We start from the raw sequence: 25,365 nt of genomic DNA, 5'->3' as shown, positions 1-25,365 counted from the left end.
ATGATGAGGCACTACGAATGACACGGCCACGCCTGCTCAACACCCAACCCGTATTGCTCGAGGGTGCCGTGTTCGACGGCTATGACCTTGGCATCCTCATGCCCTACATCGAAGGCGCAAACAAGGTCATGTTCGCCCGCAGCGGGTTCTTCATTCGTCGCGGCGACCACCCGTTTTGCCGCTACTGGCGAGTACCCAAGGCCAAGCTCCTCGACGAGCTGGACTTGGTGTACCACCAGCTGGTCGAGCTGGCCGGCGATAAGGTCACTGAGTCATGGCACGCATTCCGCCAGAAGATTGAGGCCGCGCTTAGCACGCCACGCAGAGACGCCTTCACCTGGGGAATGATGCTGCGCATTGCGCCGCTGGCCGACGGAGGCGTGCTGTTGTCTGGTGACTACCATCCTGGTGTTGTCGCCGTAGCTCGCCGAATGCGCGGGGTGTTCCTGGGCCGCTCCAGCTCCTGGCGCATCAACGCCACGGCCGAGATACTGCGCAGCAACCTCATCCTGGAGCTGGGCCTGGTCGAGGAGCAGTTCGAAATCCTGGACGTGGTGCAGGAGCTCCTGGGCGATGGTTCTGTCGTGCCGGCAGAAGACATTCCACGCATCAGCCTGGGCGGCGGCCCGCAGGAGTCCTCGGCAACAGCCAGTGGCGAGGAGACCTCCAACGACATCTACCTCGCTGCCGTCTCGCCGATCGAACGCACCGAATTCTCCGATGCCACGATCGCCCAGGCCCTGCTCGGCTACTCGCTGCTCGATCACCAACCAGCTGGCATCGCTCACCTGCTCCAGCGAACCAGCGCGCTGCTGGCTGACGATATGGGCCTCGGCAAGACACGCCAGGCCGTCATCGCGGCTCACATCAGCGCCGCCGGACGCCCGATTCTGGTAGTGACCCTTTCCTCGTTGCTGATCAACTGGCAGCGCGAGGTACTGGCGGTCTACCCCGACGCGACAATCGCCCTGCAGAAGCATGACCCGCGCGCCCAATGGATGCTGATCAATTACGAGCGTCTCGGCGACTACGTGCTACTGGCTGAGCACTACCATGTGCTCGTGGTCGACGAAGCCCACCAATTGAAGGAGCCGACCGCCGAGCGTACTCGCCATGGCTTCGATATCGCGGCGAAGGTGCCGAATCGTTACCTGCTGAGCGGCACGCCCGTGCTCAACCGCGAGACGGAGTTGCATACCCTGCTGCGTCTCTCGGGGCACCCGGTCGGCCAGTTACCACTCAGCGACTTCTGCGAGCGCTTCGCCGGCAGCCCGGAGTTCCGGCAGAACCTAAGGGCGGAGCTGGGCGACTGGATGCTCCGCCGCCGCAAAGACGTTCTGCCAGGGCTCAAAGGCAAGCAACGGCAATTGCTGGCCGTGGCCTTGGGGGGCGAGGAGCGCCGGAAGTACGACAGCATCCGTCTTGAGGACAAACCGATCTTCGCGAGGTTGGGTGCGCTTCGCCATTACCTCGAGCAGGTGAAGGTGCGAGTCGCTATGGACTTGCTCGGCGAGCTGGACTCCGAGGACAAGGTCATCCTGTTCTGCGAGTTTAAACCTACCGTGGAGCGCCTTAAGGAGCTGTGCGATGAGGCCGGTATCGGGAGCGTCACGCTCATCGGCAGCGACTCGCTCACCAAGCGCCAGAAGGCGATCGACAAGTTTCAGGGTAATCCCGACTGCCGGGTATTCATCTGCACCACCCGAGCCGCCGGCACGGGGAACAACCTCACAGCCGCGAACTACGTTTTCTTCCTGGGGCTGCCTTGGACACCAGGTCAGCAGGACCAGGCCGAAGACCGGGCATACCGCAATGGCCAGCTCAGGACGGTGATTGTGAAGATCCCTCTCGTAGAGAACAGCATCGATCAGCAGCTGTGGCAGATGTTGTTGGCAAAACGTCAGGTCAGTCTTGAGCTCATCGAGCCTGAGGAACAACAAGACGCTCTGGCCAAAGCAGTGCTTGCCGCCACGATTACGGACATGAAGGTTTAGAGAAATACCATCGAGCGAATTTTTCATTTCAAGTAGCCCGCCGGCACCTTACCCGGCAACATTCCAACTCCCAAAGGAGCTCAGCCATGAAGTTCAACTCAAGCAATCCTACGACTGACTACAGAAAGAACCTGGTGCTACATGCGCTACTCAAGATCGATGAGTGGAAGACCCTCACCCGTGCGATTTCTTGGCCTCTACATCAAGAAATCAAAAACATGTTTTCCGACAATGACAAGCTGGCCGAAATAGTCAACTCCACTGCTGCCTACTACTTAGACCATGAACCTCTTGTACCGCTTATAATGGTTGAATTTGTTATAGATGAACTAGCAAAGCACCCAATCAGCCATCATGAAATACTGCAGGTCATGAATAGCAAGATTGGGGACACTTTACGACTTCAACCTTGAGCGAGCCATACCTATGAGCCGCTGGCGTTTCCTGTAGAAATTAAAGAACTTTGCACCATCAATATCAATCTTTTTCTGAGTGATAACTGTTGCCGTGTCTGCATCAGCGCCGGGGGGAATTTCGACTATGCGCATCATGATCGACTCCCCTCCACTCATGGAATGTCCGTAAAACAACATACGTATACTCCCTCGCGCACCAGGCTTACGCCTTACATAATGACGCCGCCCAAATGACTTCACTGTAAAACTATCAGACTTCTCAGCCATAGCCGCAGCAATAACATCATTAACTTCACACCCATACAAATCTTTGGATTCCGTCATGTATGCAAACGCATATGGCAGATTATAAAGATTGACAGCCGAATACTCGTGACCGTTATTCTTGGAGAAGTCGTCCAACATTTCTTCGAGCACACCATCCGTCATCTTCACGCCGGTATCCGCCGCAAGCATTGAAACCACAATATCAAAGGCGTTTATTAAAGCCTCTTTGATTTCATCACTTCGCCCTTGCTGAGAAGGTAACCGCCTCTTTAGCTCGTCCATCCTAGTAGGGTTAGCCAAATCGCACAGAGCATAGGCGCGCTCATCATAGCTAGCTACACCATGAACATCCCATTTGTGATGTTTCGCATAAAAGCTACCACTTCGAGTTTCGGTCGCCGTTCGATTTACAAGCCGCACAGGATTCTTACAAGAAGGGCAGACCGCATAGGCCCTTAACTTATTACCAACCTCCTGCACATAAGGCCATTTGCGATTAGTTCGTGAATAGTAGATATCTTCTGTGAGGGAGATGGGCTCATCGGGACTGTCTATCAATGCAAAAACATTCATAAGCACTTGCTCTCGTTTACAACGAGGTCACCGCAGATTAGTGGCCCCATGACACTACAAGCCTACTACAGAAGGCATCGACACGGCAGCCTGGCATACTTCACAGCACCTTCGCCCCTCAGCGAATAGGCTCACTGGGCAGTGAGATCAGCAGTCGTGCAATCTCCCACGCCCAGCCGAACTCAGCGTAAGTCGGTGAGCCCAGCCTGATCCCAGTACGTCGGCAAACCCAGCACTCTCCGTCGAAAACGACGGACTTGATGATCTCGGACACGTCATAAACGTCATCAGGGACAAGTTCCCCGGCCCCATCCAAGATGCCCTGGGTGATCGAATGGTTGCCGCCATTCACCCAGGCGATGTTCAGTGGCCGCATCAGCATAATGTGGTGGCCACCATCCTGTTTGAACTCACCGTTCATGCGTCCTTTCCCGATCTTGCCCAAGTTGTTGAGGATGCTGCTTTCCGACCACATGGTGGGGATCACCATGTCGCTCCCCAGCCTCACAATTGAGTGCACGTCTACAGGCCGGCGGCATTCCCTGCGCAGAAATGCAAGCCAGGTACCTGGCCCAGCATCACCATCCCATAGGCCACCCAATGCGTGCGTCCAGTGCAAAGTCTGAGGCCCCTTGTGCGGAGGTCGTAGCAAGGCTTCCCGCATGTGAATGGCCTGCACCGGCCGGAGCACAATTTTTATAAGGTCTTCCAGCCCGCGCCGATTGTTCGCCGCTTCAAGGCTGATCGCCCACTTCATCAGGTTTTGGAACGCCGCCACTCGACTATCGAGCATCACTACCTCTAGGTGCTTATTTCTGGTGTTGGGCCTAGCTCCTGCCGGGCGTGGTAAGTCAACTGCTCCATCGCATGCGATGAGGCGCGGAAAAATTCTAACTCTGCGCGATATTCATTTCCTGCTGCGCCAGTTTGTACCGGCTGTCACTGTGCCCTCAATCACTACAGGGGGCCTCATGATCAGGCAGTTAACCACTCTCTCGCTCGCCGTACTCGTTGCGGGTTGCGCGATTCAGAAGGCTGAGCAGCCGCCAAAGCCGGCGTTCGATAGCAGCCGTAATCCGGAATGGCTTGGACCAGACCTCTACCCGAACGGGGCAAGTGCGGAGAAAGAGCCAGTGGTGCGGTATGGCCGCTACACCTTGGTGAGCACCCAGCCGGATGCGAGCCAGCGCGACCTCATGGCGCAGATCATCGACGTGACGATTCCGTCGAGAATGACCCCCAGCGTGCGGGACGCCATGCTCTACGTCGTGGACCGGTCGGGTTACGCCCTCTGCCCACCGAGCTCCCAGCACGTCAACATCCTGTACACCCGCCCTCTGCCCGCCGCCCAATACAAGCTCGGCCCGATGACTTTGCGCAACACCCTGCAAGTCCTTGCCGGCCCGGCCTGGCAGGTGAAGGTCGATGAGGTAAACCGTCAGGTGTGCTTCGTGCTGCGCCCAGGCTATCAGTTGCCAGCCCCTTCGGCGCCGGCCAACCAGTTCTACGCCGCCAAGTCGCCTGCTCCACCCGTACCCCACCCAGCAGCCCCCGCTTCGACATCAGGCGTTGTCGTCGCTGCCGTGCCAGCTTCGGCCCCGATCACCACCTCTTCACCCGCTGTAGCAACACCTGCAACAGCGGCCCCTGCGCTCCCCCCAGTGGCACCTGCCAAGGATGGCTCTATTCCAGCTGCGTCACTTAGTGCTGCAGCCAAACTCTCGACGTCACCCGTGACTCCCACATCCAGCGTTCCCAACCAGCTCGAGAAGTCGAAGCCCGCTGCACCAGTCGTCACCGTTGCAGCGCCTACGGCGCCTGTGGTCGAGGTCAAGCCCGCACCGCCTCCCCGGCCGCTGCCTCAGATATGGACGGCCGAAGCTGGATCAACCCTGCGCGAAAGCGTGGAGGCATGGGCCAAGAAAGCCCGGTGGCGAGTGATCTGGGCCCAGGAGGACCTCAACTACCCGATCGAGGCCCCGCTGCGCTTCGAGGGCTCGTTCCAGGAGGCCGTCAAGCAGTTGTTCCCGCTCTACGACAACGCTCCTCGATCCTTTGTGGTCGACGGTAGCGAAGGCTCCCAGAGCGTCTTGTACGTCGCTGAGAGGAAGAAGAAATGATCAAGTCTCCCTGGGCCCGCTGGGCGCTCACCCCGATTGCCCTCGCCATGCTGAGCAGCTGCGCAGTCCAACGTGTCAACGAGTCTTTCGACCGTGCAGAACTGGATGGGCGAACGGCTAGCCAATACAACAAGTTCCTGCAGAACCAACAGCCACAGCAGAATCGCGACACGGTCGTGTTCAGCAACAAGCCGTGGGTTTCCACTGAGCCGCTGGTTACCCGGCGCGGGCTTCCGTTTAACCTGGACCGTGACATTGCTTACCGGCCAGCGGGCGCAGTGTCGATTTCAGATGTGGCCCAGCTCATCACCAAGGAAACGGGCCTGCAGGTCATCGTCGCCCCTGATGCACTGAATCCCGGGACCCTCTCATCAAAACCAACTGGAAACGCTGCACGGGGACCAGCTCCGGCCATGCCCGATCCGGATAGCCTGGCTGGCCTTCTGCCAAACGGTATCGCAGGAGCAATGCCTGGCAGCGCGGGGGCCTTTGACCTGGGCCTCAGCAGCGGCGGGATGATCTCCGGCCTGAACTACACCGGTAAGACCTCAGGGCTGCTGAACCAGGCTACCTCCCGACTGGGGCTGTCGTGGCACTACGACCGCGACCTGCAGGGCGTGCGTATCACCTACTTTGGCACCCGCACCTATGACGTCTGGACGTTCGGGGATGAGCTGGAGATCGAGAGCACCGTCAAATCCGGACTGCTCACGTCGACCGGTAGTGGTGACTCGGGTTCTTCGAGCTCATCAGGGGGCGCCTCCGGCGAATCGGGCAGCAACCAGAGCACCAAGTCGACATACAAGACCTCGCTGATGAGCGACATTGAGAGCAACGTCAAGGCCATGCTCAGCGTGCAGCCGCAGGGCCGCCTGTATCTGTCGCGCTCGACTGGGACGCTCACCGTCAGCGACCGGCCGGAAGTCCTCAACCGAATCTCTGCCTACCTGAAAGACACCAACCGCAGCATCACCCGCCAGGTGCTGTTCAACGTGAAGGTCTACGAGGTGAACTTCACCGACAGCGACCAGACCGCTGTCAACTGGAGCGCGGTATACAAGTCCATCTCCGGGAAGTGGGGCTTTGGCCTGAGCAACACCGTGGCCGGCATCAGCACTGAAGCAATCTCGGCAAGCGGCAGCATCCTCGACACCTCCAGTTCCCCATGGGCTGGTTCCAAGGCTGTGGTCCAGGCGCTTTCCGAGCAGGGTCGCGTATCCGAAGTACGTTCGCCATCGGTGACCACGCTGAACCTGCAGCCGGCACCAATCCAGATTGGCAACGTTCAGAGCTATGTTGCATCCAGCTCGACCACCACCACCGCATCAGTGGGCTCAAGCACGTCGCTGACACCGGCGACCATTACCAGCGGCTTCAACATGATGCTGCTGCCCAAGCTCTTGGACAAAGAAAACATGCTGCTGATGATCACCCTCAGCATCAGCAGCAAGCCGATCTTCAAAGACTTCGAGAGCAACGATTCCAAGGTCCAGACCACCGACTACGACACCAAGAACGTCGCGCCGAAGGTTCGACTGCGCAGCGGTGAAACACTGATCCTCACCGGTTTCGATGAGAACGGGGACGATGCCCGCAAGTCCGGGGTAGGCAGTGCCAGCTTCTTCGGTCTGGGGGGCGGCCGGACCCGCTCAACTACGCACAGCGCCCTGGTAGTTCTGGTGACGCCGATCGTCCTTCCGGACAGCCTGTGATGCCGGCACACATGAACACGGAATCCCCAAAACCCACCAGCCGGGTGCAGACCATTCAGGTCCGCGGGCGCGTCTTTGTGACAGGCATGCTCTGGACGCCGCTGGGCAACATGACCAGCTACATGAAGGAAGCGCGTCAGTACGGCCATGAGCACGGCCTGGACATCGTCGCGATCCGTAGGACGTCGCTCATGATCCAAGCGGGCTTCGTTTCCCGCTCCTCTGACGTCCACAAAGGCATGTACTCGCTGGCCGCTACCTTGGCAGGTCAGCTAGGCGACTCGTGGATCGCCGCCTGGGCCGTTGATGCTAACCAGGACCGCTATGCCATCGTCGCTGTGCACGACGGCAGAATCATTCCGGGCTGCGACCTGATCGGCACTGCAGCAGAAGTCCGCAAGCGAGTGTTGCAGCAGCGTGGTCGAGGGATCCAGTTCGAACAAGAATTTCTCCCGACCGAGTTCGCCATGGGTGGCGAGCCCATCGACATCGACGAACTGCTCCAGCCGTCCCGGCTCAAGCGTGAGTATCGATTACGTCCGCTCGTGCTCGGCATGTCCAAAGCTGAACTGGCTCAGCTGCTCCTCGTGGCCTTGCTGATTGGGGGTGGCTTACTGGGCTGGTCGCAATGGAAAGCTCACCAGGCCGAGGTCGCGCGGCAAGCTGCCATCGCTGCCGAGAAGAAGCGCCTCGAGGAGTTGGCCGAGCTGCAGAAGCAGACAGGGACAGAGCAACCTCTCCAGGCGCTGGAACACCCATGGGCGAAACAACCCTCGGTCACCGACTTCGTCGAGGCCTGCAGCCAAGTGATGTACCAGTTGCCTCTGATAATCGAAGGGTGGTCCTTCAACCATGCAGTGTGCAACTGGGACCAGGTCATCGCGAACTACCAGCGTACGGGCAACAGCACCGCGCACGAGCTGGCCGGCGCTGTCGCCAACCGTGGCACTGCTACCCCGGAAATCATCGAGCAAGGCAACGTCGGCAAGCTGAAGTTCGACATCTCTCTCAATGCGGCTGGCGATGATCCCCTGGTCGATGCCAGTGACGCTCTCAACGCTTTGACCAGCTGGTTCCACGGCTTCTCCCAGGAGCCACAGCTGCAGCAGATGCAGGTCGTCATGCCTCAAGAGCCAGCTCTACCCGGCCAAGCCGTACCACCGCCACCGCCGCCGCCTCAGTGGAAGCAGTACCAACTGTCCTACACCTCCGGCGTTTTGCCTTACGACTCCTTCAACGGTGCCCCGACCCAGGGACTGCGCCTGCAGGAGATCAAGACCGAGATCAAGGCCGACCACCTCATTTGGTCAGTCACAGGAGTCCTGTATGCCAAATAACCTCCGCCTGATGTTCCTGTCGCTGTGGCTGCCCATCCTCAGTGCGCAGGCTGTTGCTTCAGATCTCGCCGGTATCAACGTCGGCGAGCTCGGCAAGGTGCAGAGCGAAACCATCCTGTTCAAGGCAAAGGCTGAGCGGGCTCAAGCCGAGCGCGAAGCGACGGCCAAAGCTTCGAGCACACCGCAGTCCACAGCCCCCTTCCCAACTGCCGTTCTTCCATCCGCCATAGGCGTGACCGCGCCCGGGCCACGCCAGTCGGCACTACCGGTGGTGAAAGAAATCAGCGGCTCCGGACAAAAGCTACGGGCAAGGCTGATTTACAGCGGTGGCGGCGAGATCGATGCGAAGCCCGGTAGCGAGTTGCCGGATGATTTTCGTGTCCTGCAAATCACGCTAGACGGGGTGGTCCTGAGCAAGGGAGGAAAGCGATTTCCGCTGGGCTTCGGTAGCCAGGCGGGAATGCTTCAACCGCAAACAAGCCTGCCTGGCCTGAACCCTGGACAACTTTGAGGAGCGTCGACCATGAACGATATTTCCATTGCGCCCGAGGGCCTCGAACCCACCGAATCCCCTCTGACAGCATTGCCAGCAGCGGTATTGACCGCGCCAGGCGGCCCACATCCAATCAGGGATGATCTGCGCCAGATCCTGGCCATGACCGCCGATGGGAAGGTGCACGTCTCTCCACAGCACGTAAGCGATCATTACGTCATGTCCTTCTTGGACCAGCTGGAACACAAGGGCATCGAATTCCAGGTCGTCTCGGCCTCTATGACCGAGATCAAGGCGCTGTATCAGGCCTCAGCGACCACGGGCATGAAAGCACTGGTCGAGACTCAGCGCCAGGCTCAGGTCGTGGAGTTCATGGGTGACGCCCACCGCCGCGGTGCAAGTGATATTCACATCGTCGTTTCGCACGATGTAACCCGCATCAAGTACCGGTTATTCGGTGTCCTGCAGGAGGTCCGCCAAGAGAAGAGCGACGTGGGGCGGGAATTCTGCGCGGCGCTGTACAACAGCATGTGCGATGTCTCTGGCGACTACTACCAACCGCACATCGCGCAGGACGCCCGCGTTAGTCGCAAGTTCGTCGACCAGCTGGGCCTGTATGGGGCTCGAGTAGCAACGCGACCGCTCGTTGACGGACCTCTCATGGTCATGCGCCTGCTGTACGACGACACGTCCAAGCAAAGCTTCGAAGAGCTGGGGTTCCTACCTCAGCAGGTCGAGCATTTCAGAAGGCTGCGCAGCTTTCCTTACGGGCTGAACCTCATCACCGGCCCGACAGGTTCCGGTAAATCGAAGACCCTACAGGTCAACCTCAACGCGCTGTATGACGAGACCGGGGGTTCCAGGCACATCCTTACGCTCGAGCATCCTCCGGAGTATCCGCTTAAAGCCAACCAGTCGCCTATCTACGCCGGTGAGACCTGGGGGGATGGCATTACCAACGCAGTACGGCTTGACCCCGATGTCCTCATGTACGGCGAGCTGCGCGACCTGGCGTCGGCACAGGCTGCATATACCGGTGCCATGACCGGTCACCAGAGCTGGTCAACCCTGCACACCAACAACGCGATCGCTTCCATTCAACGCCTGATCGATATGGGCGTTGCTGATTACCTGGTCACCGACCCGCTGCTGACTACGGGCATCGTGAACCAGTCGTTAGTGCCAGTTCTCTGCCCCGCTTGCCGCATCCCGCTGAGGGAACATACTCACGGCATCAGCAGCGATCTGTTGGCCCGGCTGGAGCAACTGCAGATCGTCGACCAGGTCAACCTGATCGGTGACGGCTGCAACCACTGCAAGAACCTCGGCGTGGTCGATCGGACCGTCATCGCCGAGACACTGCTGACCAACGTAAGGCTCATGGATACGTTCAGCAAACGCGGTGCAAGCGCGGCACGCAGGTACTGGGTCAACGAGATGGGCGGCATCACCAAGATCACCCACGCAATCATGAAAATCACCGAGGGAGCGGTGGACCCGCGCGATGCCGAGCTCTTCGCCGGTCCACTCGACTTCGACAAGCAGCTAATGGAGCAAAGCGATGCTTGAGCTGCTCCGAGACTTCTGGACAGGCGTTCGGGAGGCCGCCCAGGGCTGGGAGGTGACCTTTTATGCCAAGCAATTTGGGAAGAACGAGCGGATCCAGTTCTACGAGAGCCTCATGGGCGTGATCGAGGACGGAATCGCGATCGAAGTAGCACTGGAAACCGTCGCCAAGGCGTTCAGCAACGACGGCAAGACAATGCATCCCGTGTCGGTCATTTGCAGTCAGGTGGCCATGCTCGTGCGCGGTGGTAAATCCCTAGCCGATGCCTGCCGGAGCCACCTGCCTTACGACGAAGCCTCGCTGGTCGAAACCGGCGAGAAGACCGGCAACCTGACAGACGCGTTCCGTGATTGTGTCCGGCTCATCGAGGCGCGCCAACGCATTGCCCGCCTGGTCATTTCCGTCGTAGCGCTTCCCTCTATCACCTGGAGCCTGATGGGGGCGCTGCTGTACGTGATCGCAACCTGGATGGTGCCGTCTATGGCTCAGCGCCAAGACCCCGAGTTGTGGACCGGCATCCCCGGCATCCTGTACGCGCTATCCAACCTGGTCACGCACTACGGACTGCTGATCGTCGCTGTCGTGCTGACCCTGGTCGTGGTGTCATTCGTGACTCTTCCCTACTTCTGTGGGTTGCAGGTACGACCGAATAGCCCGGTATGGAAAACCCAGCTCAGCCTCTTTCTGCAGACTATGAGGATGCGGCTCGAAGGCATCCCCCCGTGGTCGATTTACAAGGTCCTCCACGGCTCGATTTTCTTGCTGAACATGTCTGTGATGCTCCGCGCCGGCGTGGGCCAACTGAACGCCCTCAGCATTCTCAGCCGCAGCGCATCTCCCTGGCTTCGGGAGAGGATCGACGCCATTAACTACGGCGTCAGTTCGGGTAAGGACTTCGGGACCGCGCTCAAGTTAGCCGGGCATCAGTTCCCCGACCCCATGGCCATTCACTTCCTGCAGGTATTGGCCACCCGCCAAAGCTTTGCCGTCTCGATGGAGCGCTTCGCCAACCGGTGGCTCGAGCAGATGCTCAAGCGCGTGGAAACGGCCTCCAAGTCACTTACAGCGCTATCCGCAGTAATCATGGGCCTGCTCATGATCTTCGTGATGGTCGGCATTTTCCAGCTCGCCGTCGACCTGATGGACTCCATCCAACACTAAGCATCCAGCCCAGAGGCAACCCATGACACTTTCTACTCCAAAAAACCAACGCGGCTTCCTGTCCATCGATGGCGTGATGTGGATCATGCTCATCACCATCGCTTTGGGCTTCATCGCCTGGATCGGCTACAAGATGCTCGGCAGCTCCGATGCCGCTGTCGAGCAGAGCAACATCACGACCATCATCACCAACGCCAAAAAGCTCAAGGGATCGACTGGGTACGGCAGCTCGGGGACCAACCTCGTCCCTTCGCTGATCGCAATTGACGGCACCGGCTCCATGGGCGTCTCGGGCAACACCCTGACAAACCAATGGAACGGTGCTGTCACCCTGGTGAGCAACGGCATGACCTTCACCCTCACCGAATCCAATGTGCCCAAGGCCTCCTGCATCACGCTGACGACGAAGATCGCAAAAGACAAGCAGACCACAACCTCGATCAACGGTGGATCGGCAACCAGCGGCGAGGTACTTCCCGCCTCCGCAACAACAAGCTGCTCCAACGACATGAACTCGATTTCCTGGACCACCTACTAAAGGCTGCCGGTGTGAGCTTGATTGCCGATGCTGACTTCGTGGACCTCTACCTTGGCCACGACTTTGCCGATGTGAAGGGGCTGGCCGGCCAGCCCAGAAAAGCCGCCGTCCCACATGAATGGCTGACCGAAATCGAGGAGCTCAGAGCACGCTGTCTGCATCAGTTCGAGACGACACGCGAGCCCGAGTTCGCCCTGGTGTTGGAGGAGCGCGTGCTCCTGCGTGTGACGTACATCCTCGATGTCTTCACCAAGCCATTTTTTGTTCTGAACCGCTCCAGAGCGACCATCATCCCTCTCGAGGATCTTGGGTTGCCGGACCATATCTACGAGTGCTTGCTCGCAGAAGAAACCAGGGGGTTGGTGTACTTCGTCGGTGAGATGGGCACCGGCAAGACCAGCAGTGCAGCCTCAGCAGTCAAGGCACGCCTGACATCACGCGGCGGCCTTGGCCTGACGGTAGAGGATCCGCCAGAAACGCTACTGCAGGGCGAACATGGCGCTGGGCGCTGCATCCAGTTGCCGGTTTCCCGCGTCCAGGGCGGTTACTCAGAAACGCTGATACGCGCGCTCCGTACCCGCGCCGATCTCATCCTGGTCGGCGAGGTGAGGGACACCGCCACCGCCGCTGAAGTCATTAAGGCCTCGATCAACGGCCATCTCATCTTCTCCACAGGTCACGGCGGCGGCATCGGAAGCGCCATCCAGCGTCTGGCTGTGCTCGCTGAGCCCATCATGCCGAATGCCATGGAGGTGCTCTCACAGGGGCTCACGGCGGTGATTCACCAAACCCTCCTGCGCCCGGATCACGCCCAGCCGCGGCTCACACTCCAGACCCTGCTGCTCACCCAGGATGACGCTCCATCCATCCGCGAAAAGATCCGCAGCGGGCACCTTCAGATGATCGAGCAAGACATCGTCACCCAATCGAACAGGAGTCTCTGGCATGGCCAGTAAACGCGGGCAAGCTGGCTTTTTCACCATTGACGCGCTGTTCGGCCTGATCGCGTTAGCCATCCTGCTCTCCCTCGCAGGCTGGTGGATGATCAACTACGGCAACCAGCAGGACTACCGGATCGCTGCCGAGCACCAAAGGACCGTCGCCGACGCCTTCTCAAAGTACCTGAAGGACAACTACGCCGTAGTGCTCACCAACGCCGGTCCGACCACACCGGTCCAGGTCACCGTCGACATGCTGCAGAACACCAAATATCTGCCGGCAGGCTTCAGCTCAACCAATGGCTTCGGCCAGACCGTTGTTGGCCTGGCCAGGCGCCTGAGCGCCAACCAGCTGGAGGCAATCGCGGTCACCACTGGTGGGCAGATCATTCCCGAACTCGGAATCCGTACGATCGCTGAGCACCTCGGCGCCCCGGGTGGTTTCGTTTCCGTGTTCAATCCTGGAGTGATCCAGGGTGTGCGTGGAGGTTGGGAGGTCGCCCTGAGCAACTACGGCATCAACCCTGGGCCGGGGCACACCGCGAGCGCGCTGTTCCTCATGGACGGTGACCTGGCCAATGATTACCTCTACCGCAATGCGGTGCCAGGTCATCCGGAATACAACCGGATGAACACCGACATCGACATGGGCGGGAATGATATTAACAACGCGCGCAACATCACTGCCACGAAAGACATCACTAGCAAAGATGGTTGGTTCAAGAGCCAGAATGATACAGGCTGGATCAACGAAAAATGGGGCGGCGGCCTTTATCAGTCCGATGCAGATTGGGTTCGTGTTTATAACGACAAGGGGCTCACTGCTGGCAAGCTCTTTTCTCCTGGAACCATCTCTTCCACCGGAAGACTGACAACCAACGAATACCTTTCAATCGGTGGCCGAGGTGCGGAAGGAGGTGCTTGCACCGACCTGACTCTCATGGCGAAGACCACAACCGGAATGCTCCTTTCCTGCGAAAACTATAAATGGACAGCGGCCAAAGCTAAGTTTCCGGAATATATAACTGGGTCCTGTCAATCACCTGGTGGCTGGGCATCGACCCAGTGCTACCTCGCCGATTTGTCGTGGGTAACCTGCAACTTATCAGGTGCAAATGCCGTGGGCCAGGACGAGGTAGGCCGCGTCATCCGTCAATCAAACGGTTGGTACTTGATCACTTCGCGTTTGTCTTGGGCAGGCCTCTTCTACTGGCAGTGCCAACGATAAGACACCAAAAACTATTGGGGCTAACACGAATGAAAGACCATTTAGAAAACAATACGCAGTACACCCTCGACGAACTGGTGACCTGGTTCTCTGCACGCAGCAGGATTTGCAGCACCAAACTTTGGCCGGCTGCACTTAAAGGCGAAACCGTCTTTGAGGTTGGCGACTACACATACCGATTCACCCACATCAAAAATGACATCTACTTGCTGCATGCAGTTGAGTCAAACAGCCTTATCAACCCCCACCAGGCATTTAATGTCAAAAAGATGGTCGCCTACATTTTGATTCTAGGGGCAGTCGCGACCATCGCTGTGAGCCTCTGGGCCAATTTATAAGACCACTGCGCAGAGCCCGATGAAATGTATATTTATTGGTTAGTGCTGGTCATGCTTCTCGGCGCTTCTGCACTCTTTTCCCAGGCGCAGTACAACGAACAGTCAGTATCCGAGCAATCCACCCTCGACGCGATCAGTCGAAGCATGTTGGTCTATCGCTCGGCCGCAGCGGAGTATGCGTGGGCCAATCCCGGCTTTGTTGGCGTTCCTCCGGAGACTGCCCTGAGTCTGCCAGACTGGTACAGCAAACAGAGCGGGATCACCGCCTATGTTGCGTCGGGGGTGTCCTACACCTACATCACCGGCCCGATCCCCGCTGGCTTGTCCGCTGCACTGACCGCGCGAACCGAGTCCACGACCGTTGGTGTGAAACGATCTGGCCATCTGTACTCACCGAAAGGGGGGGACATGGCCATCCCGATTCCAGCCCCGGTGCCCGAAGGCGCGGTCGTTGCGGTCTACTGACCCCGCCGCTCTAAAATACCCGCGAGCCTTGCATCCCGGCCCTGCTACGACCCATAATGACATCAGTATTCGGTTTAACCCCGCTGGCTACTGACGGTCATCAGTAGCGCCCAGGTGTTGTGGTCCGCCTCAATACCAAACCGTAAGCACGCTATAGCTCCGGGAAGGGCGTGCGGATCTGGTTGAATACTCTCCCTGTGTCTCCCTGCTCTCTCTAGTTGCGCAGCCGTCTAACTCGTGATGATCGAGTCCACAGGCACATAGAGTTTCAAGAGGTTCGGTGCTTCTTTGCTCCAAGGGTCACCTGGTAATGTGACCCCTCTCTTTTCCCTCCCTTTGGGTAGCCTGATGGACTTGTCACAGGTCCATCAGGCTACCCAATGGGTACACTCCCCCTGCCGGTGGCCCGCCGGCGACAAGCCGGGCTCCTTTTGTGCGCGGATGCGTGCCTCATGTTTGCTGGCCAAGCCACGAGAATGGCCGGGTGATGAAAATCGAGACGATCAATGCCCAGGGATCGACGATTTCGACACAGGTGGCTCCTTCAACATTTTTTCAAAACACGGCGGAAGCAGCTTTAGACCGCTGCTTTCGCCGGCTTTCTCCCTCCCCCATCTCCTTTCCATCCCCCCTCCCGCTTGACACAACTCCCCCCCGCTCCGATGATTAGGCCGTGATCTGCTGACGTTGTCAGCAACATGCCCATGCAGCTCGGATCCGTAATGCTGCAGCACGCGGTTTGTGCGATCCGCCAAGCCCAAGGTCGTTTAGCTTCTGGTAGCACGACCGATCGACCTCCGTCGATAGAAGCTCATTCCGCAACCCCAGCGGGGAATACACTTCCCCGACAGGGCCAGTGTTTCTCCGCATTTCATAATCGCAGGAGAAACACCATGACCGCACTGTCCGCACCTTCGACCGGCTTTCGTTTTGGCTACGCGCTCGGCACCCTCACCCGAGAGTTCCTGCGCGCCTTGAAACGCCCATCTCCCTCTGTCCCAGCTCAGGCCCAGCCTGCAGTTCGGTTTGCGAGCATAGCTCCCACCCGCAATGACTGGGATGAGCTCTCACGGGTCCCTACGTTTGTTCGCCGTGGCGCTGATCTGAACCAGTGGTTCGACGCCAACACCAAGCCGGTACCACCGACCAAGCGCCGCACCCGTCAGCCCAAGCAGCCCACGCGCAAAGCACCGCTGCGAATGGGTCCGCTGGATGAGCTCATAGCTCCGATCGCATCGATCTAACCTTCTCCCACCTCACCCCGTGCCAGGCACCCCACCTGGCAAGGTGAGGGCCTGGCGATTGAAGGAACGCCATGGCATCAAAAAAACGCGCCGCTGTAGCGGACGACCTTCGCAAGATCGGGACGACTGCCGTCGCCGCCGCCCTCGTAGGTATCTTCCTCAGCACTAGCCGTCTCCTGACAGCTTTCGCCCTCGTGGTAGGTGTTGTAATCTGGATCACAGGCATCTACCTCACCCCGGAGGAATGACATGAGCCAAACCACATTCGGCATCCTCATGCTCACTGCCCTGCTTTTCATCTGCGGCGGCATGGCTGTATGGGCTGATTGGCCTAACATCAAACGTCGGTGCCAGAAGATTCTTCGCGCACATTGATCATCGATTTTCCCTCCTTAACCCTCCTGCTGGAGGGTTTTTTCTTCCAGAGCTTGACAATACCTTTCTCCGTTTCCATCCTTGTCACCGTGAGCTGCTGACGTTGTCAGTAACCCAAGCCCGAGCAGTCATGATCTGAAAGACTGCTACACCCATTGCGGTGTTGATCTCCCCAAAATCGCCCAGCTTCCGGAAGCGCGATTGATCAATCTCTCGATTGATGGAAGCCTACCCAACTTGCTGCATCCCAACCCACGCGGGGAATACTTTCCCCCATGGGCGAAGTGTTTCTCCGCTTTCGCTATTGAAGATGGAGAATCACCATGAGCAACCAATCCAACGAATCCAAATTCTTCGACCTGCACACCACTGGCATCGGCTACCTCAACCGTATCCGCACTGTCACTCCCCGCAAGGGAAAACCCTTCACCTGCGTCACCATTGCCGCTTTGCACGGCTCGATGGATAAAGCCGAGTACTCCTACATCGACTGCAATGTCGTCGGTGCCGATGCAGAAACGCTGATCAAGCGTTGCCAGAAAGCCGTCGATGAGAAAAAGAAGGTGCTGGTTTCCTTCAAGATCGGCGACATCTGGGCTGATGCGTTCACTTTTGAGAAAGGCGAGAAAGCCGGCAAACCAGGCGCAAGCCTCAAAGGTCGCTTGCTGTTCATCGGCTGGATCAAGGTGGACAAAGAACTGGTTTACGAGGCCAAGCCGAAAGGCGCCCCTGCCCAAGCCAGTGATCAGCCTGCACCGGAAGCCAATCAGCTGGTTGATCAGGCCCAACCTGATGCGGTTCAATCTGCTGACATCGCTCAACCTGTAGCAGTGGTACTCGCTGACCAAGCTCAACCTGACGCAGTGCAACATGCTGACCAGGTTCAACCTGATGCCGTTCAGTTCGCTGACCAAGATCTCACCGATGTCGGTCACGATCTTCCTGAGCAGGCCAATCAGGCTGCTTAACCCCCTCAAGGCGCCCTCTGGGCGCCTTTGTTCATTGCCAGGAGGCAAACATGAAAACCCTGTTCGTTCTGAACCTGCTGCTCCTCATCGCCGCCCTCGTCCTGGGCGACATCGTATTCGGTGCATGCGCCCTCATCGGCCTGAGCGGTTTCGGGCTGTACGTGACCAACAAACGCAAGACCACTTCAGTCAACGTTGCGCTGACCCACTGATCACAACAAATTGCTTCCAACCCGACTGGGGACACCGATCCCCTGCGGGAGCTGATGTCCTTCAATGGAGAGACATCATGCTTCTTCTAAACTTCGAGCGTAACTTCGAACTCCTCTACGTACCTCTTGAGTTCCCCGACCTGGAAGGCTCTGTTCATTTCTCGTCAGTCCTTTCAGCGTTTGTGTGGCTGAATGAGAATAAAGCCCGAGTATTAGCCTGGGAACTACGTGACACACTCACAGACGGCATCGCTGTAACCATCGATCAGACATATGCCATCGAACTGTAACAGCCGAACACCATTCGGCTGAGCTTATAAACCTTATCGGGTACATCACCCGAGCGGGTTGGTGACCCCTCAACGGAGAATCACCATGTCCAACGCGACCCAAGTTTTCCACGGCGTTCTGTTCGTCAATCACCCTCTCATCCCGCGCGCCTTTCTCCGGATCGACGTCCTCGAGCAGCTATTCGCGGAGATGATCACAACCATCGTGGCAACCGTCCCGTATCCCGCCAATCGGTACCGGCACGTCCACACCTTGACCGAGTTGCAAGCAAAAGCCGCAAGTTTCTCGTTCCCCCACGATGAGTTGTTCAGGCGTGAAGCGGAACGGAAAGGCTACAAGCTCAACAGCAAGGACTACTGCGCGGCGCTGGTAGCGGCTGCTGCTGCCGATCAACAGCGGATTGCAGAAGGCATTCCGTTCTAAGCGGCTCCCCACCACTCTCCTCCAGCCTGAAGGGTTCGCCCTTCAGGAGGAGCACCAGCTAAGTAAGGCCCGGCCGCCAGGCCAACGAATTCTGAATTGGTTCACTGTCGTTGACAGTGCCTCCCGGAGCCAGGGTTTAAGGCTCCAGCGCGTTGCGCTAACCCACCCAAGATCGCCGAGCACTCGGTAGCGCGATCGCATCACCAAGTGATGGAGTGCCCTCTACATTACCTACCTGCGGGGATCTCATCCTCGCGGACGAGGCCTCGTCTATCTGGAGACCTCACATGTCCTTATCTTCCGCCTCGAGCGAGGCATACCTCACCCTCCCAGTAGTCCTGGACAACCCGGCTTGGATGCGGGCGGTCTATCTCGAGAACCCCATGCGGGTGGCCGAGATGAGCCAACGCCTTGCCACTGTCGTTCAGACGGCGTGGCAGGAGCTCAAGCAGCAGCCTCAGGCCACTGCTCTTTCCTTCGGCGTGTACACGAAGCGCCACACTGGCCGCGACCGTGACTGGGTTGCCCTCGCTTTGCGAGTCGTCACACCCGAGAACGAGCCTGCCTACATCCAGATCCAGCTGCAGCCCGCTACAGCCCCCGCCTGACACAGCCATTTTTACCCACCCAGAGGGGTCACCCTCTGGGGTGGCGTCTCTCAACCAGGAGCACGCCACATGGCACAATTACCCAACCCCTTCCACATCGCTGCCGGCGATTACTCTCAACCCCATCCCAGCTGCAGCCGAGCTTTCGAGATCGCCTCAGCGCACCTGCCCGAGGAAGACTGGGCGGACCTGCAATCACTCGCCGAGGATGCTGATACAGCGTTGCTTCACTTCGAGTGCTTCACGCTGCCCGACAGTGACGCCATCGGCTTCAAAATTCTCAGCGCGCCCTGGACCGACCAACATCTGGGGCAGCACTGGGGGTACGACCTGTCGACCCTTCAAGCTCTGCAAGCCGCCGAGGGCTTCAGCGAGGAGACCATCCGAGTGCTCACTCTTGCCGCTCAGGCTGACGTGAGGTTCCTGGTCATCGACCCCAACAGCAACGTTCTCAACGGTCTGCCTCTTTTCGACTGCTGATCACCTTCCACCCTCGCGGGGAACACCCGCTGGTGTTCCCCATGCATTACGGGGAGCGCACATGATCTCCATCACCGGCCAGTTGGCCATCCGCACCATCTCCGGCCGACTTGGGCTCTTCAATGTCGGCCGCCTCAGTACCTCGATCGGTGAGTTCACCATCAAGGATGCTCTCCTGGATCAGTACCAGGAGGGTAAATACCGAGGTGACTTCGCGATCAAGCAGATTCGACCCTCGTACTACTCGCACGGCGGTCGACTCGTTGTTGAGATCAGGGCTGAACTTGAGGGCATGACCCTGGAGGATGTCACAGGCCTCAGTCGCGAGGACGAAGAACACCTGCCAACAAACGTCCCTGACCCTCTTGAAGAGGACGGGCCACCATCCTCACCGGTACCGCCACGTCGGAAATCAAGTACGCCGGCGCGACAGCCCCAAACTGATGCCTTCGCCTCGGATGAGCCCTTCGGGATGAGTCCACCGGTGCCACCGAACACCAATGACATCGATGCCGAGCTGTTTGGCACGGTGTGGCCATTGAGCGAAACCGTGAGGCTCGACACCACCGTAGACCGACAACGGCTACGCGCCCAATGCACGCGGCTGGACCAGCTCGGCTTCACCATGGACTTCAAAACTCAAACCTGGACCAGGACCTCGCCTTAGAGCGACCAGTCAAGCCACGGCAGCAGTCAACCTCAACTACATACCCTGAGGGGCCTCCTCGGGGGCTCCATTTTCTACCTGGAGCACCACCATGAACGCCATGTTCAGCAACTTGAGCAAACAAACCCTCGCCAACATCGAGGACCAGCTGTCCAACAACGAAGTGTCGACTGACGAGGAGCTCGTCGACCTCTTCATCGAAGAGTTGGAACTCACACTGGACCAGGCTGAGGCTGCTATACGTCTCCGCGACCAGTACCGAATCCAAATATTCCTCGAGGGTCACGGGCCGCTGCACCAACAAGACAGCGTGGCTTTCGATCCAGCCACCAGGACCTTCAACTAACCACCAGACCACCCCGGGGGGCGTTTCCGCCCTCTGGGACGGACGCCTCCATAATGGAGGCCATCATGCACCCATCCCCCCTGTTCCAGATCGAGGAATGCCCAGACCTGTACGTCGACGCATGCGTGTGCGATGAGCAGCGCAACCTGGTGTTCATGTCGGCCTGGGGCCGTGATACCGCCCTGCAGGAGTTTCTGGCCAGGCTCACGCTTGGCCGGGAAGATAACGGCCTCGAGCAGTTTCACATTCTCGTCGACGGGCGGAGCATCCCCGTCTTCCCCAACCAGGACCAGCTGGAAAAGCGCACCACACGGCAGTTCCGCGGGACTTTGTTCGGCAGCATGTTGCACCTCTGGCTGTTCGATCGACGCGCCTCGGTGCCCGACCAAGCCAATCACTTCGCCTTCGCCCTCCTGGAGCGCAATGAAGCCCCACACCATCGGCTCTGGCCGCTGGTGATCGAGACCTGCCCGCTTCCCCTTCTCTCCCACTGGCGCGAGCCCGTGATGGAAGTCCTCACCCAGCACCAGATGCTGATCGCCCTCCCTGGAGCGATCGGCAATGTCTGCGCCTGGCGACTCGCCATGAAGCTCGAGGTACTCGAGCCTGCTCTCGGAGAGCTGATTCGCCAGGGCGTACTCACCACTGAAGCTCAGGCGCCTGCCTGAGCTCATCCACCAACTCAAAGGACGCCCTATGGCCCTCATGTTTCCGCGCCTTGCGCGCAACTTTGCCCGCAACGGCTACTACCCCACCGATGAAATCACGCTTGAACGCACGCTGCTGGCACTCACTCCCGCCGCTTCGGGCAGGATGAGGATCTGCGACCCCTGTGCCGGTGAGGGTGTTGCCCTTGCTGAAGCGGCTCACTTCCTGGGCCGCGACCAGGTCCAAGCGTTCGCCGTCGAGTACGATCGCGAACGCGCGGATCACGCGCGTGGTCTGCTCGACCGGGTGCTGCACAGCGACTTGTTCGACACCTTGATCAGCCGCCAGTCGTTCGGCTTGCTCTGGCTCAACCCACCTTACGGTGACCTGGTCGCGGATCACTCCGGTGCATCCCAGTACCAAGGCAGCGGCCGCCGGCGCCTGGAGAAAGCCTTTTATCAGCGCTGCCTCCCGCTTCTGCAGTACGGCGGCCTGATGGTGCTCATCGTCCCTCACTACGTGCTGGACGATGAGTTGACCGGATGGCTGAGCAATCACTTCGCCGACCTACGCGTGTACGGTGCTGCAGACCCCACCTTCAAACAGGTGGTGATCTTCGGCATCCGTGTACGCCGGCAGGACCTGGCCCGGGCTTCCACCAACCAGGTGAGGGCTCGTCTGCAGTCGATCGGTGCCGGGCAGGAACAGGCCGAGGAGATCCCGGCCATCTGGCCATGGGAGCCGTACCTCGTCCCGTCAGTTGCTAGCGATCTGGAGCACTTCTACCGCATTACCCTGGAGCCGGAGCAATTCGCCGCCGAGATTCTGCGGTTGCGAGGTCTCTGGCCCGACTTCAACTTGCACTTCGGGCAAGCCGGCCTTCAACCCCGAGCCCCTGTTCGCGAGCTTTCTCGCTGGCACCTCGCTCTGGCCCTCGCCGCCGGCGCAATTTCCGGTGTTGTACGTTCGAAGTCGGGGCGGGTCTTGGTCGTGAAGGGTGATACCTACAAGGACAAGGTGCGCAAGACCGAATTCACCGAGGATGAGAAAGGCAACGTCTCAGAAGTCAGAATCCTCACAGACCGGTTCATTCCGATCATCCGCGCCTGGGAAATGACGCCCTCCTCGGGGAACCACGGCCAGGTGCTGATCATCAGCTCCTCGCCTGCGAGCATCGACGAAGCGCCTGCATCTGATGAGCCAGTTGCAACGTCACTGTTCAACCCGGGGCAGATCAGGATGAGCGCCGCTGTCAGCCATCTGGTCGAGACCGGGCAGCTCAACCCTACTCCCGCCCTGAAACGCCATCTAGCTGGCGACTGGGGCGAGCTATGCGATGACGATCGAGCCTCCAATCAGCTTGCGCTTACCCACGGAGACCGTTTGTTCTCAGGCTACGACATCGACGCGGGCGACGAGTCCAGGCTCTGGATCATCACCGAAGCCGACCGCAGCTCGACCACCCTGCTGCTTCCCAGCGACTACTGACCCACGCTGCAACGGCGACAACCCCACACCGACCCACAGGGTATGCCCATACCCGCCGGGGTTTGTGCATGCCCTGCTTTCCCTGCAGGAGATGCACATGAACGCACTGACCCAAGCAGCCGCCTCGGCCAACTCCCCACTGAATATCAACCTGACGGACTTCATCGACGAGTTCGGCGATGAGCTCCTGGAGTCGCTCAACCGCTCCAACCCTCCGGTTTATACCGGCAGCATCAACGAACAGCGCCAGGCCGTGATGGCAAGTCTCAAGCGCACGCCATTTGTGGCGCAAGCTGAGGTTGTCCAAGCCATCACGGCGCTTCTGCTCGATCGCAACGAGCAAGCTGCGATCATCAACGCCGAGATGGGTACCGGGAAGACGATGATGGCCATCGCAGTCGCTGCCGTGCTCCACGCGGCAGGTTACCGTCGAACCCTCGTCATCTCACCACCCCACCTGGTCTACAAGTGGCGGCGCGAGATCCTGGAGACCACGCCAGGCGCCCGCGTCTGGGTTCTCAACGGCCCCGACACGTTGGTCAAGCTGCTTAAGCTGCGTGACCAATCGGGGCAAACCTATGACGGCCGGCCGGAGTTCTTCATCCTCGGCCGCGTCAGGATGCGGATGGGTTTCCACTGGCGACTCGCCTGCTGGAAGCGGCGTACTGCAGGTGGCCAACTGCTGGCGGCATGTCCAGATTGTGGCCAGGTCCTCAAGGACCTGGAAGGCAACCTGGTCACCGTGGACGAGTTCGAGCGCGGTGATCGCCGTCGTAACTGCACCGTCTGTAACGCTGCCCTCTGGACACTTATGCGCCCAGGCAAGGCCGATGGTGGCGACCGACGCTCGACAATCCTTAAATCGATGTGCCGGATACCGACGATCGGCCCGGTTCGGGCGGAACGGCTGCTGAACGACTTCGGCGAGGACTTCCTGGCCTCGATGCTGGTCGACAACGTTTCTGAGTTCATCAACCTGATGGACGCGAAAGGTGACTTCGTCTTCAGTGACCGCCAGGCCAAGCGCATGGAGCGGGCGATGGCCAACATCGAGTTCGGATTCGGCGAAGGCGGCTACCAGCCGACAGAGTTCATCAAGCGCTACCTACCCGATGGCTTCTTCGACCTGCTGGTTGTCGACGAAGGGCATGAGTACAAGAACAGCGGTTCGGCCCAGGGCCAGGCCATGGGGGTGTTGGCCGCGAAGGCGCGTAAAACAGTGCTCCTCACCGGGACCTTGATGGGCGGCTACGCCGACGACCTGTTCTACCTCCTGTTCCGCATTCTCACCCAGCGCATGATCGAGGACGGCTACCGACCCAACGCACGCGGCAGTATGGCTCCTGCAGCCATGTCGTTCATGCGCGATCACGGAGTCCTCAAGGACATCTACACCGAGCGCGATGGCGATTCGCACAAGACCGCTAAGGGTAAGAAGCTGTCGGTACGCACCGTGAAGGCCCCAGGCTTCGGCCCTAAAGGCATCCACCGGTTCGTGCTGCCATTCACCGTGTTCCTGAAGCTCAAGGATATCGGTGGCAACGTGCTGCCCAGCTACCAGGAGGAGTTCATTGACGTGCCCATGGCGCCGGAGCAGGCCTCGGCCTACCAGCGCTTGGCGGCCACGTTGACCGCTGAGCTCCGCCAGGCCCTGGCCCGGAGAGACACCACCCTTCTGGGAGTAGTGCTCAATGTGCTACTGGCCTGGCCGGACTGCTGCTTCCGATCGGAGATGGTCAAACATCCGCGCACCCGAGACACGCTGGCCTTTGTGCCGGCGCTCTTCGGCGACGATGAACTGATGCCCAAGGAGCAGGCGCTGCTGAACCTGTGCCTCGAGGAGAAAGCGAAAGGCCGCAAGGTCCTTGCATATACCGTCTACAGCGGGACGCGCGACACCACGTCCAGGCTGAAGAAGGTCCTCGAGCAGGCAGGCCTCCGCGTTGCGGTACTGCGAGCCACGGTTGAAACGGCTCGGCGCGAGGACTGGATCCTCGACCAGGTCGACCGCGGTGTCGACGTGCTGCTCACCAACCCGGAGCTGGTTAAGACCGGGCTGGACCTGCTGGACTTCCCAACCATCGCGTTCCTGCAGACGGGGTACAACGTGTACACCCTACAGCAAGCCGCACGGCGGTCGTGGCGGATCGGGCAGAAACATCCTGTCCGTGTGGTTTTCTTAGGCTACGTCGGCAGCTCGCAGATCACCTGCCTGCAGCTGATGGCCAAGAAAATCGCAGTGGCGCAGAGCACTTCGGGCGATGTGCCTGATTCCGGGCTGGACTCGTTGAACCAGGACGTAGATACATTCGAGATGGCGCTCGCGCGACAACTTTCTGCTGCATAATCCAAGGCCACCTTCCGGTGGCCTCTTAACTTCCAGTGTTCTATCTCAAAAACAAGTTTCCCATTTGAGCTACGCTTTGTTGGTCAAACAGGATGCGGGGTGGAGCGATGAATCCTCAAGA

Annotated in this window: 27 protein-coding genes; 25 read left to right on the top strand and 2 right to left on the bottom strand. The window is 59.1% G+C overall.

The annotated features are described in order from the left end of the window. Positions 1 to 17 precede the first annotated feature (17 nt). Both F6X61_RS08325 and F6X61_RS08320 read left to right on the top strand, forming a co-directional pair. Complete coding sequence (locus tag F6X61_RS08325; protein WP_153786197.1) at positions 18 to 1,994, top strand: DEAD/DEAH box helicase; 1,977 nt, start codon at positions 18 to 20, stop codon at positions 1,992 to 1,994. Positions 1,995 to 2,080: 86 nt separating this feature from the next. Next, entirely contained in the window at positions 2,081 to 2,407 is a 327-nt protein-coding gene (locus F6X61_RS08320) for a hypothetical protein (protein WP_153786196.1), read from the top strand. On the opposite strand, the gene F6X61_RS26950 is transcribed toward F6X61_RS08320, so the two are convergent. Together F6X61_RS26950 and F6X61_RS08310 are read right to left on the bottom strand one after the other, a co-directional pair. Beyond that, positions 2,390 to 3,250, bottom strand: a complete 861-nt coding sequence (locus tag F6X61_RS26950) for a hypothetical protein (protein ID WP_178125792.1) — start codon at positions 3,248 to 3,250, stop codon at positions 2,390 to 2,392. The genes F6X61_RS08320 and F6X61_RS26950 overlap by 18 nt on opposite strands. A 118-nt stretch (positions 3,251 to 3,368) precedes the next feature. Then, positions 3,369 to 4,043 (bottom strand): DUF6710 family protein, encoded by a 675-nt coding sequence (locus F6X61_RS08310; RefSeq protein ID WP_153786195.1) that lies wholly within the window; start codon positions 4,041 to 4,043, stop codon positions 3,369 to 3,371. Between the two features lie 178 nt (positions 4,044 to 4,221). On the opposite strand from F6X61_RS08310, the gene F6X61_RS08305 reads away from it, so the two are divergent. The 23 genes from F6X61_RS08305 to F6X61_RS08195 all read left to right on the top strand — a co-directional run bounded on the left by F6X61_RS08305 (position 4,222) and on the right by F6X61_RS08195 (position 25,244). Continuing rightward, positions 4,222 to 5,370: a TcpQ domain-containing protein gene (locus tag F6X61_RS08305; RefSeq protein ID WP_153786194.1), complete on the top strand. Its 1,149-nt coding sequence runs from the start codon at positions 4,222 to 4,224 to the stop codon at positions 5,368 to 5,370. Continuing rightward, positions 5,367 to 7,082 carry a PilN family type IVB pilus formation outer membrane protein gene (locus F6X61_RS08300; protein WP_153786193.1) on the top strand — a complete coding sequence of 572 codons (1,716 nt, stop codon included), beginning with the start codon at positions 5,367 to 5,369 and terminating at the stop codon, positions 7,080 to 7,082. Before F6X61_RS08305 ends, F6X61_RS08300 begins: the two co-directional genes overlap by 4 nt. Positions 7,083 to 7,093: 11 nt before the next feature. Next, positions 7,094 to 8,419, top strand: a complete 1,326-nt coding sequence (gene pilO2, locus F6X61_RS08295; protein ID WP_153786192.1) for a type 4b pilus protein PilO2 — start codon at positions 7,094 to 7,096, stop codon at positions 8,417 to 8,419. Next, the gene (gene pilP, locus F6X61_RS08290) at positions 8,409 to 8,930 is read left to right on the top strand and encodes a type IV pilus biogenesis protein PilP (RefSeq protein WP_153786191.1); all 522 of its coding nucleotides are present in this window, start codon (positions 8,409 to 8,411) and stop codon (positions 8,928 to 8,930) included. Before pilO2 ends, pilP begins: the two co-directional genes overlap by 11 nt. A 12-nt stretch (positions 8,931 to 8,942) precedes the next feature. After that, positions 8,943 to 10,481: a GspE/PulE family protein gene (locus F6X61_RS08285; RefSeq protein WP_153786190.1), complete on the top strand. Its 1,539-nt coding sequence runs from the start codon at positions 8,943 to 8,945 to the stop codon at positions 10,479 to 10,481. After that, positions 10,474 to 11,640 carry a type II secretion system F family protein gene (locus tag F6X61_RS08280; protein ID WP_153786189.1) on the top strand — a complete coding sequence of 389 codons (1,167 nt, stop codon included), beginning with the start codon at positions 10,474 to 10,476 and terminating at the stop codon, positions 11,638 to 11,640. Before F6X61_RS08285 ends, F6X61_RS08280 begins: the two co-directional genes overlap by 8 nt. Positions 11,641 to 11,662: 22 nt before the next feature. Further along, positions 11,663 to 12,178 (top strand): type 4 pilus major pilin, encoded by a 516-nt coding sequence (locus tag F6X61_RS08275; protein ID WP_125859708.1) that lies wholly within the window; start codon positions 11,663 to 11,665, stop codon positions 12,176 to 12,178. An 11-nt stretch (positions 12,179 to 12,189) separates the two neighbouring features. After that, a complete protein-coding gene (locus F6X61_RS08270) occupies positions 12,190 to 13,134 on the top strand; it encodes an ATPase, T2SS/T4P/T4SS family (protein ID WP_125859710.1) in 945 nt (314 codons plus the stop codon). Continuing rightward, positions 13,124 to 14,344 carry a shufflon system plasmid conjugative transfer pilus tip adhesin PilV gene (gene pilV, locus F6X61_RS08265; RefSeq protein WP_153786188.1) on the top strand — a complete coding sequence of 407 codons (1,221 nt, stop codon included), beginning with the start codon at positions 13,124 to 13,126 and terminating at the stop codon, positions 14,342 to 14,344. Before F6X61_RS08270 ends, pilV begins: the two co-directional genes overlap by 11 nt. Before the next feature lie 29 nt (positions 14,345 to 14,373). Further along, a complete protein-coding gene (locus tag F6X61_RS08260) occupies positions 14,374 to 14,682 on the top strand; it encodes a hypothetical protein (RefSeq protein WP_125859714.1) in 309 nt (102 codons plus the stop codon). 24 nt (positions 14,683 to 14,706) lie between these two features. Then, positions 14,707 to 15,147 carry a type IV pilus biogenesis protein PilM gene (gene pilM, locus F6X61_RS08255; protein ID WP_153786187.1) on the top strand — a complete coding sequence of 147 codons (441 nt, stop codon included), beginning with the start codon at positions 14,707 to 14,709 and terminating at the stop codon, positions 15,145 to 15,147. 893 nt (positions 15,148 to 16,040) lie between these two features. Then, a complete protein-coding gene (locus F6X61_RS08250; protein WP_153786186.1) occupies positions 16,041 to 16,391 on the top strand; it encodes a hypothetical protein in 351 nt (116 codons plus the stop codon). 698 nt (positions 16,392 to 17,089) lie between these two features. After that, on the top strand, positions 17,090 to 17,734 hold the full coding sequence (locus F6X61_RS08245; RefSeq protein ID WP_153786185.1) for an STY4534 family ICE replication protein: 645 nt from the start codon (positions 17,090 to 17,092) through the stop codon (positions 17,732 to 17,734). 50 nt (positions 17,735 to 17,784) lie between these two features. Beyond that, positions 17,785 to 17,946, top strand: coding sequence for a hypothetical protein (locus F6X61_RS08240; RefSeq protein ID WP_153786184.1), 162 nt, complete (start codon positions 17,785 to 17,787; stop codon positions 17,944 to 17,946). A gap of 77 nt (positions 17,947 to 18,023) precedes the next feature. After that, a complete protein-coding gene (locus F6X61_RS08235) occupies positions 18,024 to 18,236 on the top strand; it encodes a hypothetical protein (RefSeq protein ID WP_125859721.1) in 213 nt (70 codons plus the stop codon). An 85-nt stretch (positions 18,237 to 18,321) separates the two neighbouring features. Then, positions 18,322 to 18,660 (top strand): hypothetical protein, encoded by a 339-nt coding sequence (locus F6X61_RS08230; RefSeq protein ID WP_153786183.1) that lies wholly within the window; start codon positions 18,322 to 18,324, stop codon positions 18,658 to 18,660. 287 nt (positions 18,661 to 18,947) lie between these two features. Then, entirely contained in the window at positions 18,948 to 19,268 is a 321-nt protein-coding gene (locus F6X61_RS08225; RefSeq protein ID WP_153786182.1) for a hypothetical protein, read from the top strand. A 69-nt stretch (positions 19,269 to 19,337) separates the two neighbouring features. Beyond that, positions 19,338 to 19,748, top strand: a complete 411-nt coding sequence (locus F6X61_RS08220; protein ID WP_153786181.1) for a hypothetical protein — start codon at positions 19,338 to 19,340, stop codon at positions 19,746 to 19,748. Between the two features lie 61 nt (positions 19,749 to 19,809). Beyond that, positions 19,810 to 20,415, top strand: coding sequence for a DUF3275 family protein (locus F6X61_RS08215; protein ID WP_153786180.1), 606 nt, complete (start codon positions 19,810 to 19,812; stop codon positions 20,413 to 20,415). Positions 20,416 to 20,506: 91 nt separating this feature from the next. Beyond that, complete coding sequence (locus F6X61_RS08210; protein ID WP_153786179.1) at positions 20,507 to 20,761, top strand: hypothetical protein; 255 nt, start codon at positions 20,507 to 20,509, stop codon at positions 20,759 to 20,761. 65 nt (positions 20,762 to 20,826) lie between these two features. Continuing rightward, positions 20,827 to 21,429, top strand: a complete 603-nt coding sequence (locus F6X61_RS08205; protein WP_371923671.1) for a hypothetical protein — start codon at positions 20,827 to 20,829, stop codon at positions 21,427 to 21,429. Positions 21,430 to 21,457: 28 nt separating this feature from the next. Further along, entirely contained in the window at positions 21,458 to 22,897 is a 1,440-nt protein-coding gene (locus F6X61_RS08200) for a DUF6094 domain-containing protein (protein ID WP_153786178.1), read from the top strand. A gap of 97 nt (positions 22,898 to 22,994) precedes the next feature. After that, entirely contained in the window at positions 22,995 to 25,244 is a 2,250-nt protein-coding gene (locus F6X61_RS08195) for an SNF2-related protein (RefSeq protein WP_153786177.1), read from the top strand. Positions 25,245 to 25,365 lie beyond the last annotated feature (121 nt).

Origin of the sequence: Pseudomonas sp. EMN2, from assembly GCF_009650555.1 — a bacterium.
Lineage (GTDB): Bacteria > Pseudomonadota > Gammaproteobacteria > Pseudomonadales > Pseudomonadaceae > Aquipseudomonas > Aquipseudomonas sichuanensis.
The sequence above is the reverse complement of the archived record's forward strand: the minus strand, read 5'-3'. Positions and strand labels throughout refer to the sequence as shown.

Bases quoted from the DNA above. Each gene is read 5' to 3' on its own strand.
- F6X61_RS08325 (WP_153786197.1), top strand. From the start codon at position 18: ATGACACGGCCACGCCTGCTCAACACCCAACCCGTATTGCTCGAGGGT.
- F6X61_RS08320 (WP_153786196.1), top strand. From the start codon at position 2,081: ATGAAGTTCAACTCAAGCAATCCTACGACTGACTACAGAAAGAACCTG.
- F6X61_RS26950 (WP_178125792.1), bottom strand. From the start codon at position 3,250: ATGAATGTTTTTGCATTGATAGACAGTCCCGATGAGCCCATCTCCCTC.
- F6X61_RS08310 (WP_153786195.1), bottom strand. From the start codon at position 4,043: ATGCTCGATAGTCGAGTGGCGGCGTTCCAAAACCTGATGAAGTGGGCG.
- F6X61_RS08305 (WP_153786194.1), top strand. From the start codon at position 4,222: ATGATCAGGCAGTTAACCACTCTCTCGCTCGCCGTACTCGTTGCGGGT.
- F6X61_RS08300 (WP_153786193.1), top strand. From the start codon at position 5,367: ATGATCAAGTCTCCCTGGGCCCGCTGGGCGCTCACCCCGATTGCCCTC.
- pilO2 (WP_153786192.1), top strand. From the start codon at position 7,094: ATGAACACGGAATCCCCAAAACCCACCAGCCGGGTGCAGACCATTCAG.
- pilP (WP_153786191.1), top strand. From the start codon at position 8,409: ATGCCAAATAACCTCCGCCTGATGTTCCTGTCGCTGTGGCTGCCCATC.
- F6X61_RS08285 (WP_153786190.1), top strand. From the start codon at position 8,943: ATGAACGATATTTCCATTGCGCCCGAGGGCCTCGAACCCACCGAATCC.
- F6X61_RS08280 (WP_153786189.1), top strand. From the start codon at position 10,474: ATGCTTGAGCTGCTCCGAGACTTCTGGACAGGCGTTCGGGAGGCCGCC.
- F6X61_RS08275 (WP_125859708.1), top strand. From the start codon at position 11,663: ATGACACTTTCTACTCCAAAAAACCAACGCGGCTTCCTGTCCATCGAT.
- pilV (WP_153786188.1), top strand. From the start codon at position 13,124: ATGGCCAGTAAACGCGGGCAAGCTGGCTTTTTCACCATTGACGCGCTG.
- F6X61_RS08260 (WP_125859714.1), top strand. From the start codon at position 14,374: ATGAAAGACCATTTAGAAAACAATACGCAGTACACCCTCGACGAACTG.
- pilM (WP_153786187.1), top strand. From the start codon at position 14,707: ATGTATATTTATTGGTTAGTGCTGGTCATGCTTCTCGGCGCTTCTGCA.
- F6X61_RS08250 (WP_153786186.1), top strand. From the start codon at position 16,041: ATGACCGCACTGTCCGCACCTTCGACCGGCTTTCGTTTTGGCTACGCG.
- F6X61_RS08245 (WP_153786185.1), top strand. From the start codon at position 17,090: ATGAGCAACCAATCCAACGAATCCAAATTCTTCGACCTGCACACCACT.
- F6X61_RS08240 (WP_153786184.1), top strand. From the start codon at position 17,785: ATGAAAACCCTGTTCGTTCTGAACCTGCTGCTCCTCATCGCCGCCCTC.
- F6X61_RS08235 (WP_125859721.1), top strand. From the start codon at position 18,024: ATGCTTCTTCTAAACTTCGAGCGTAACTTCGAACTCCTCTACGTACCT.
- F6X61_RS08230 (WP_153786183.1), top strand. From the start codon at position 18,322: ATGTCCAACGCGACCCAAGTTTTCCACGGCGTTCTGTTCGTCAATCAC.
- F6X61_RS08225 (WP_153786182.1), top strand. From the start codon at position 18,948: ATGTCCTTATCTTCCGCCTCGAGCGAGGCATACCTCACCCTCCCAGTA.
- F6X61_RS08220 (WP_153786181.1), top strand. From the start codon at position 19,338: ATGGCACAATTACCCAACCCCTTCCACATCGCTGCCGGCGATTACTCT.
- F6X61_RS08215 (WP_153786180.1), top strand. From the start codon at position 19,810: ATGATCTCCATCACCGGCCAGTTGGCCATCCGCACCATCTCCGGCCGA.
- F6X61_RS08210 (WP_153786179.1), top strand. From the start codon at position 20,507: ATGAACGCCATGTTCAGCAACTTGAGCAAACAAACCCTCGCCAACATC.
- F6X61_RS08205 (WP_371923671.1), top strand. From the start codon at position 20,827: ATGCACCCATCCCCCCTGTTCCAGATCGAGGAATGCCCAGACCTGTAC.
- F6X61_RS08200 (WP_153786178.1), top strand. From the start codon at position 21,458: ATGGCCCTCATGTTTCCGCGCCTTGCGCGCAACTTTGCCCGCAACGGC.
- F6X61_RS08195 (WP_153786177.1), top strand. From the start codon at position 22,995: ATGAACGCACTGACCCAAGCAGCCGCCTCGGCCAACTCCCCACTGAAT.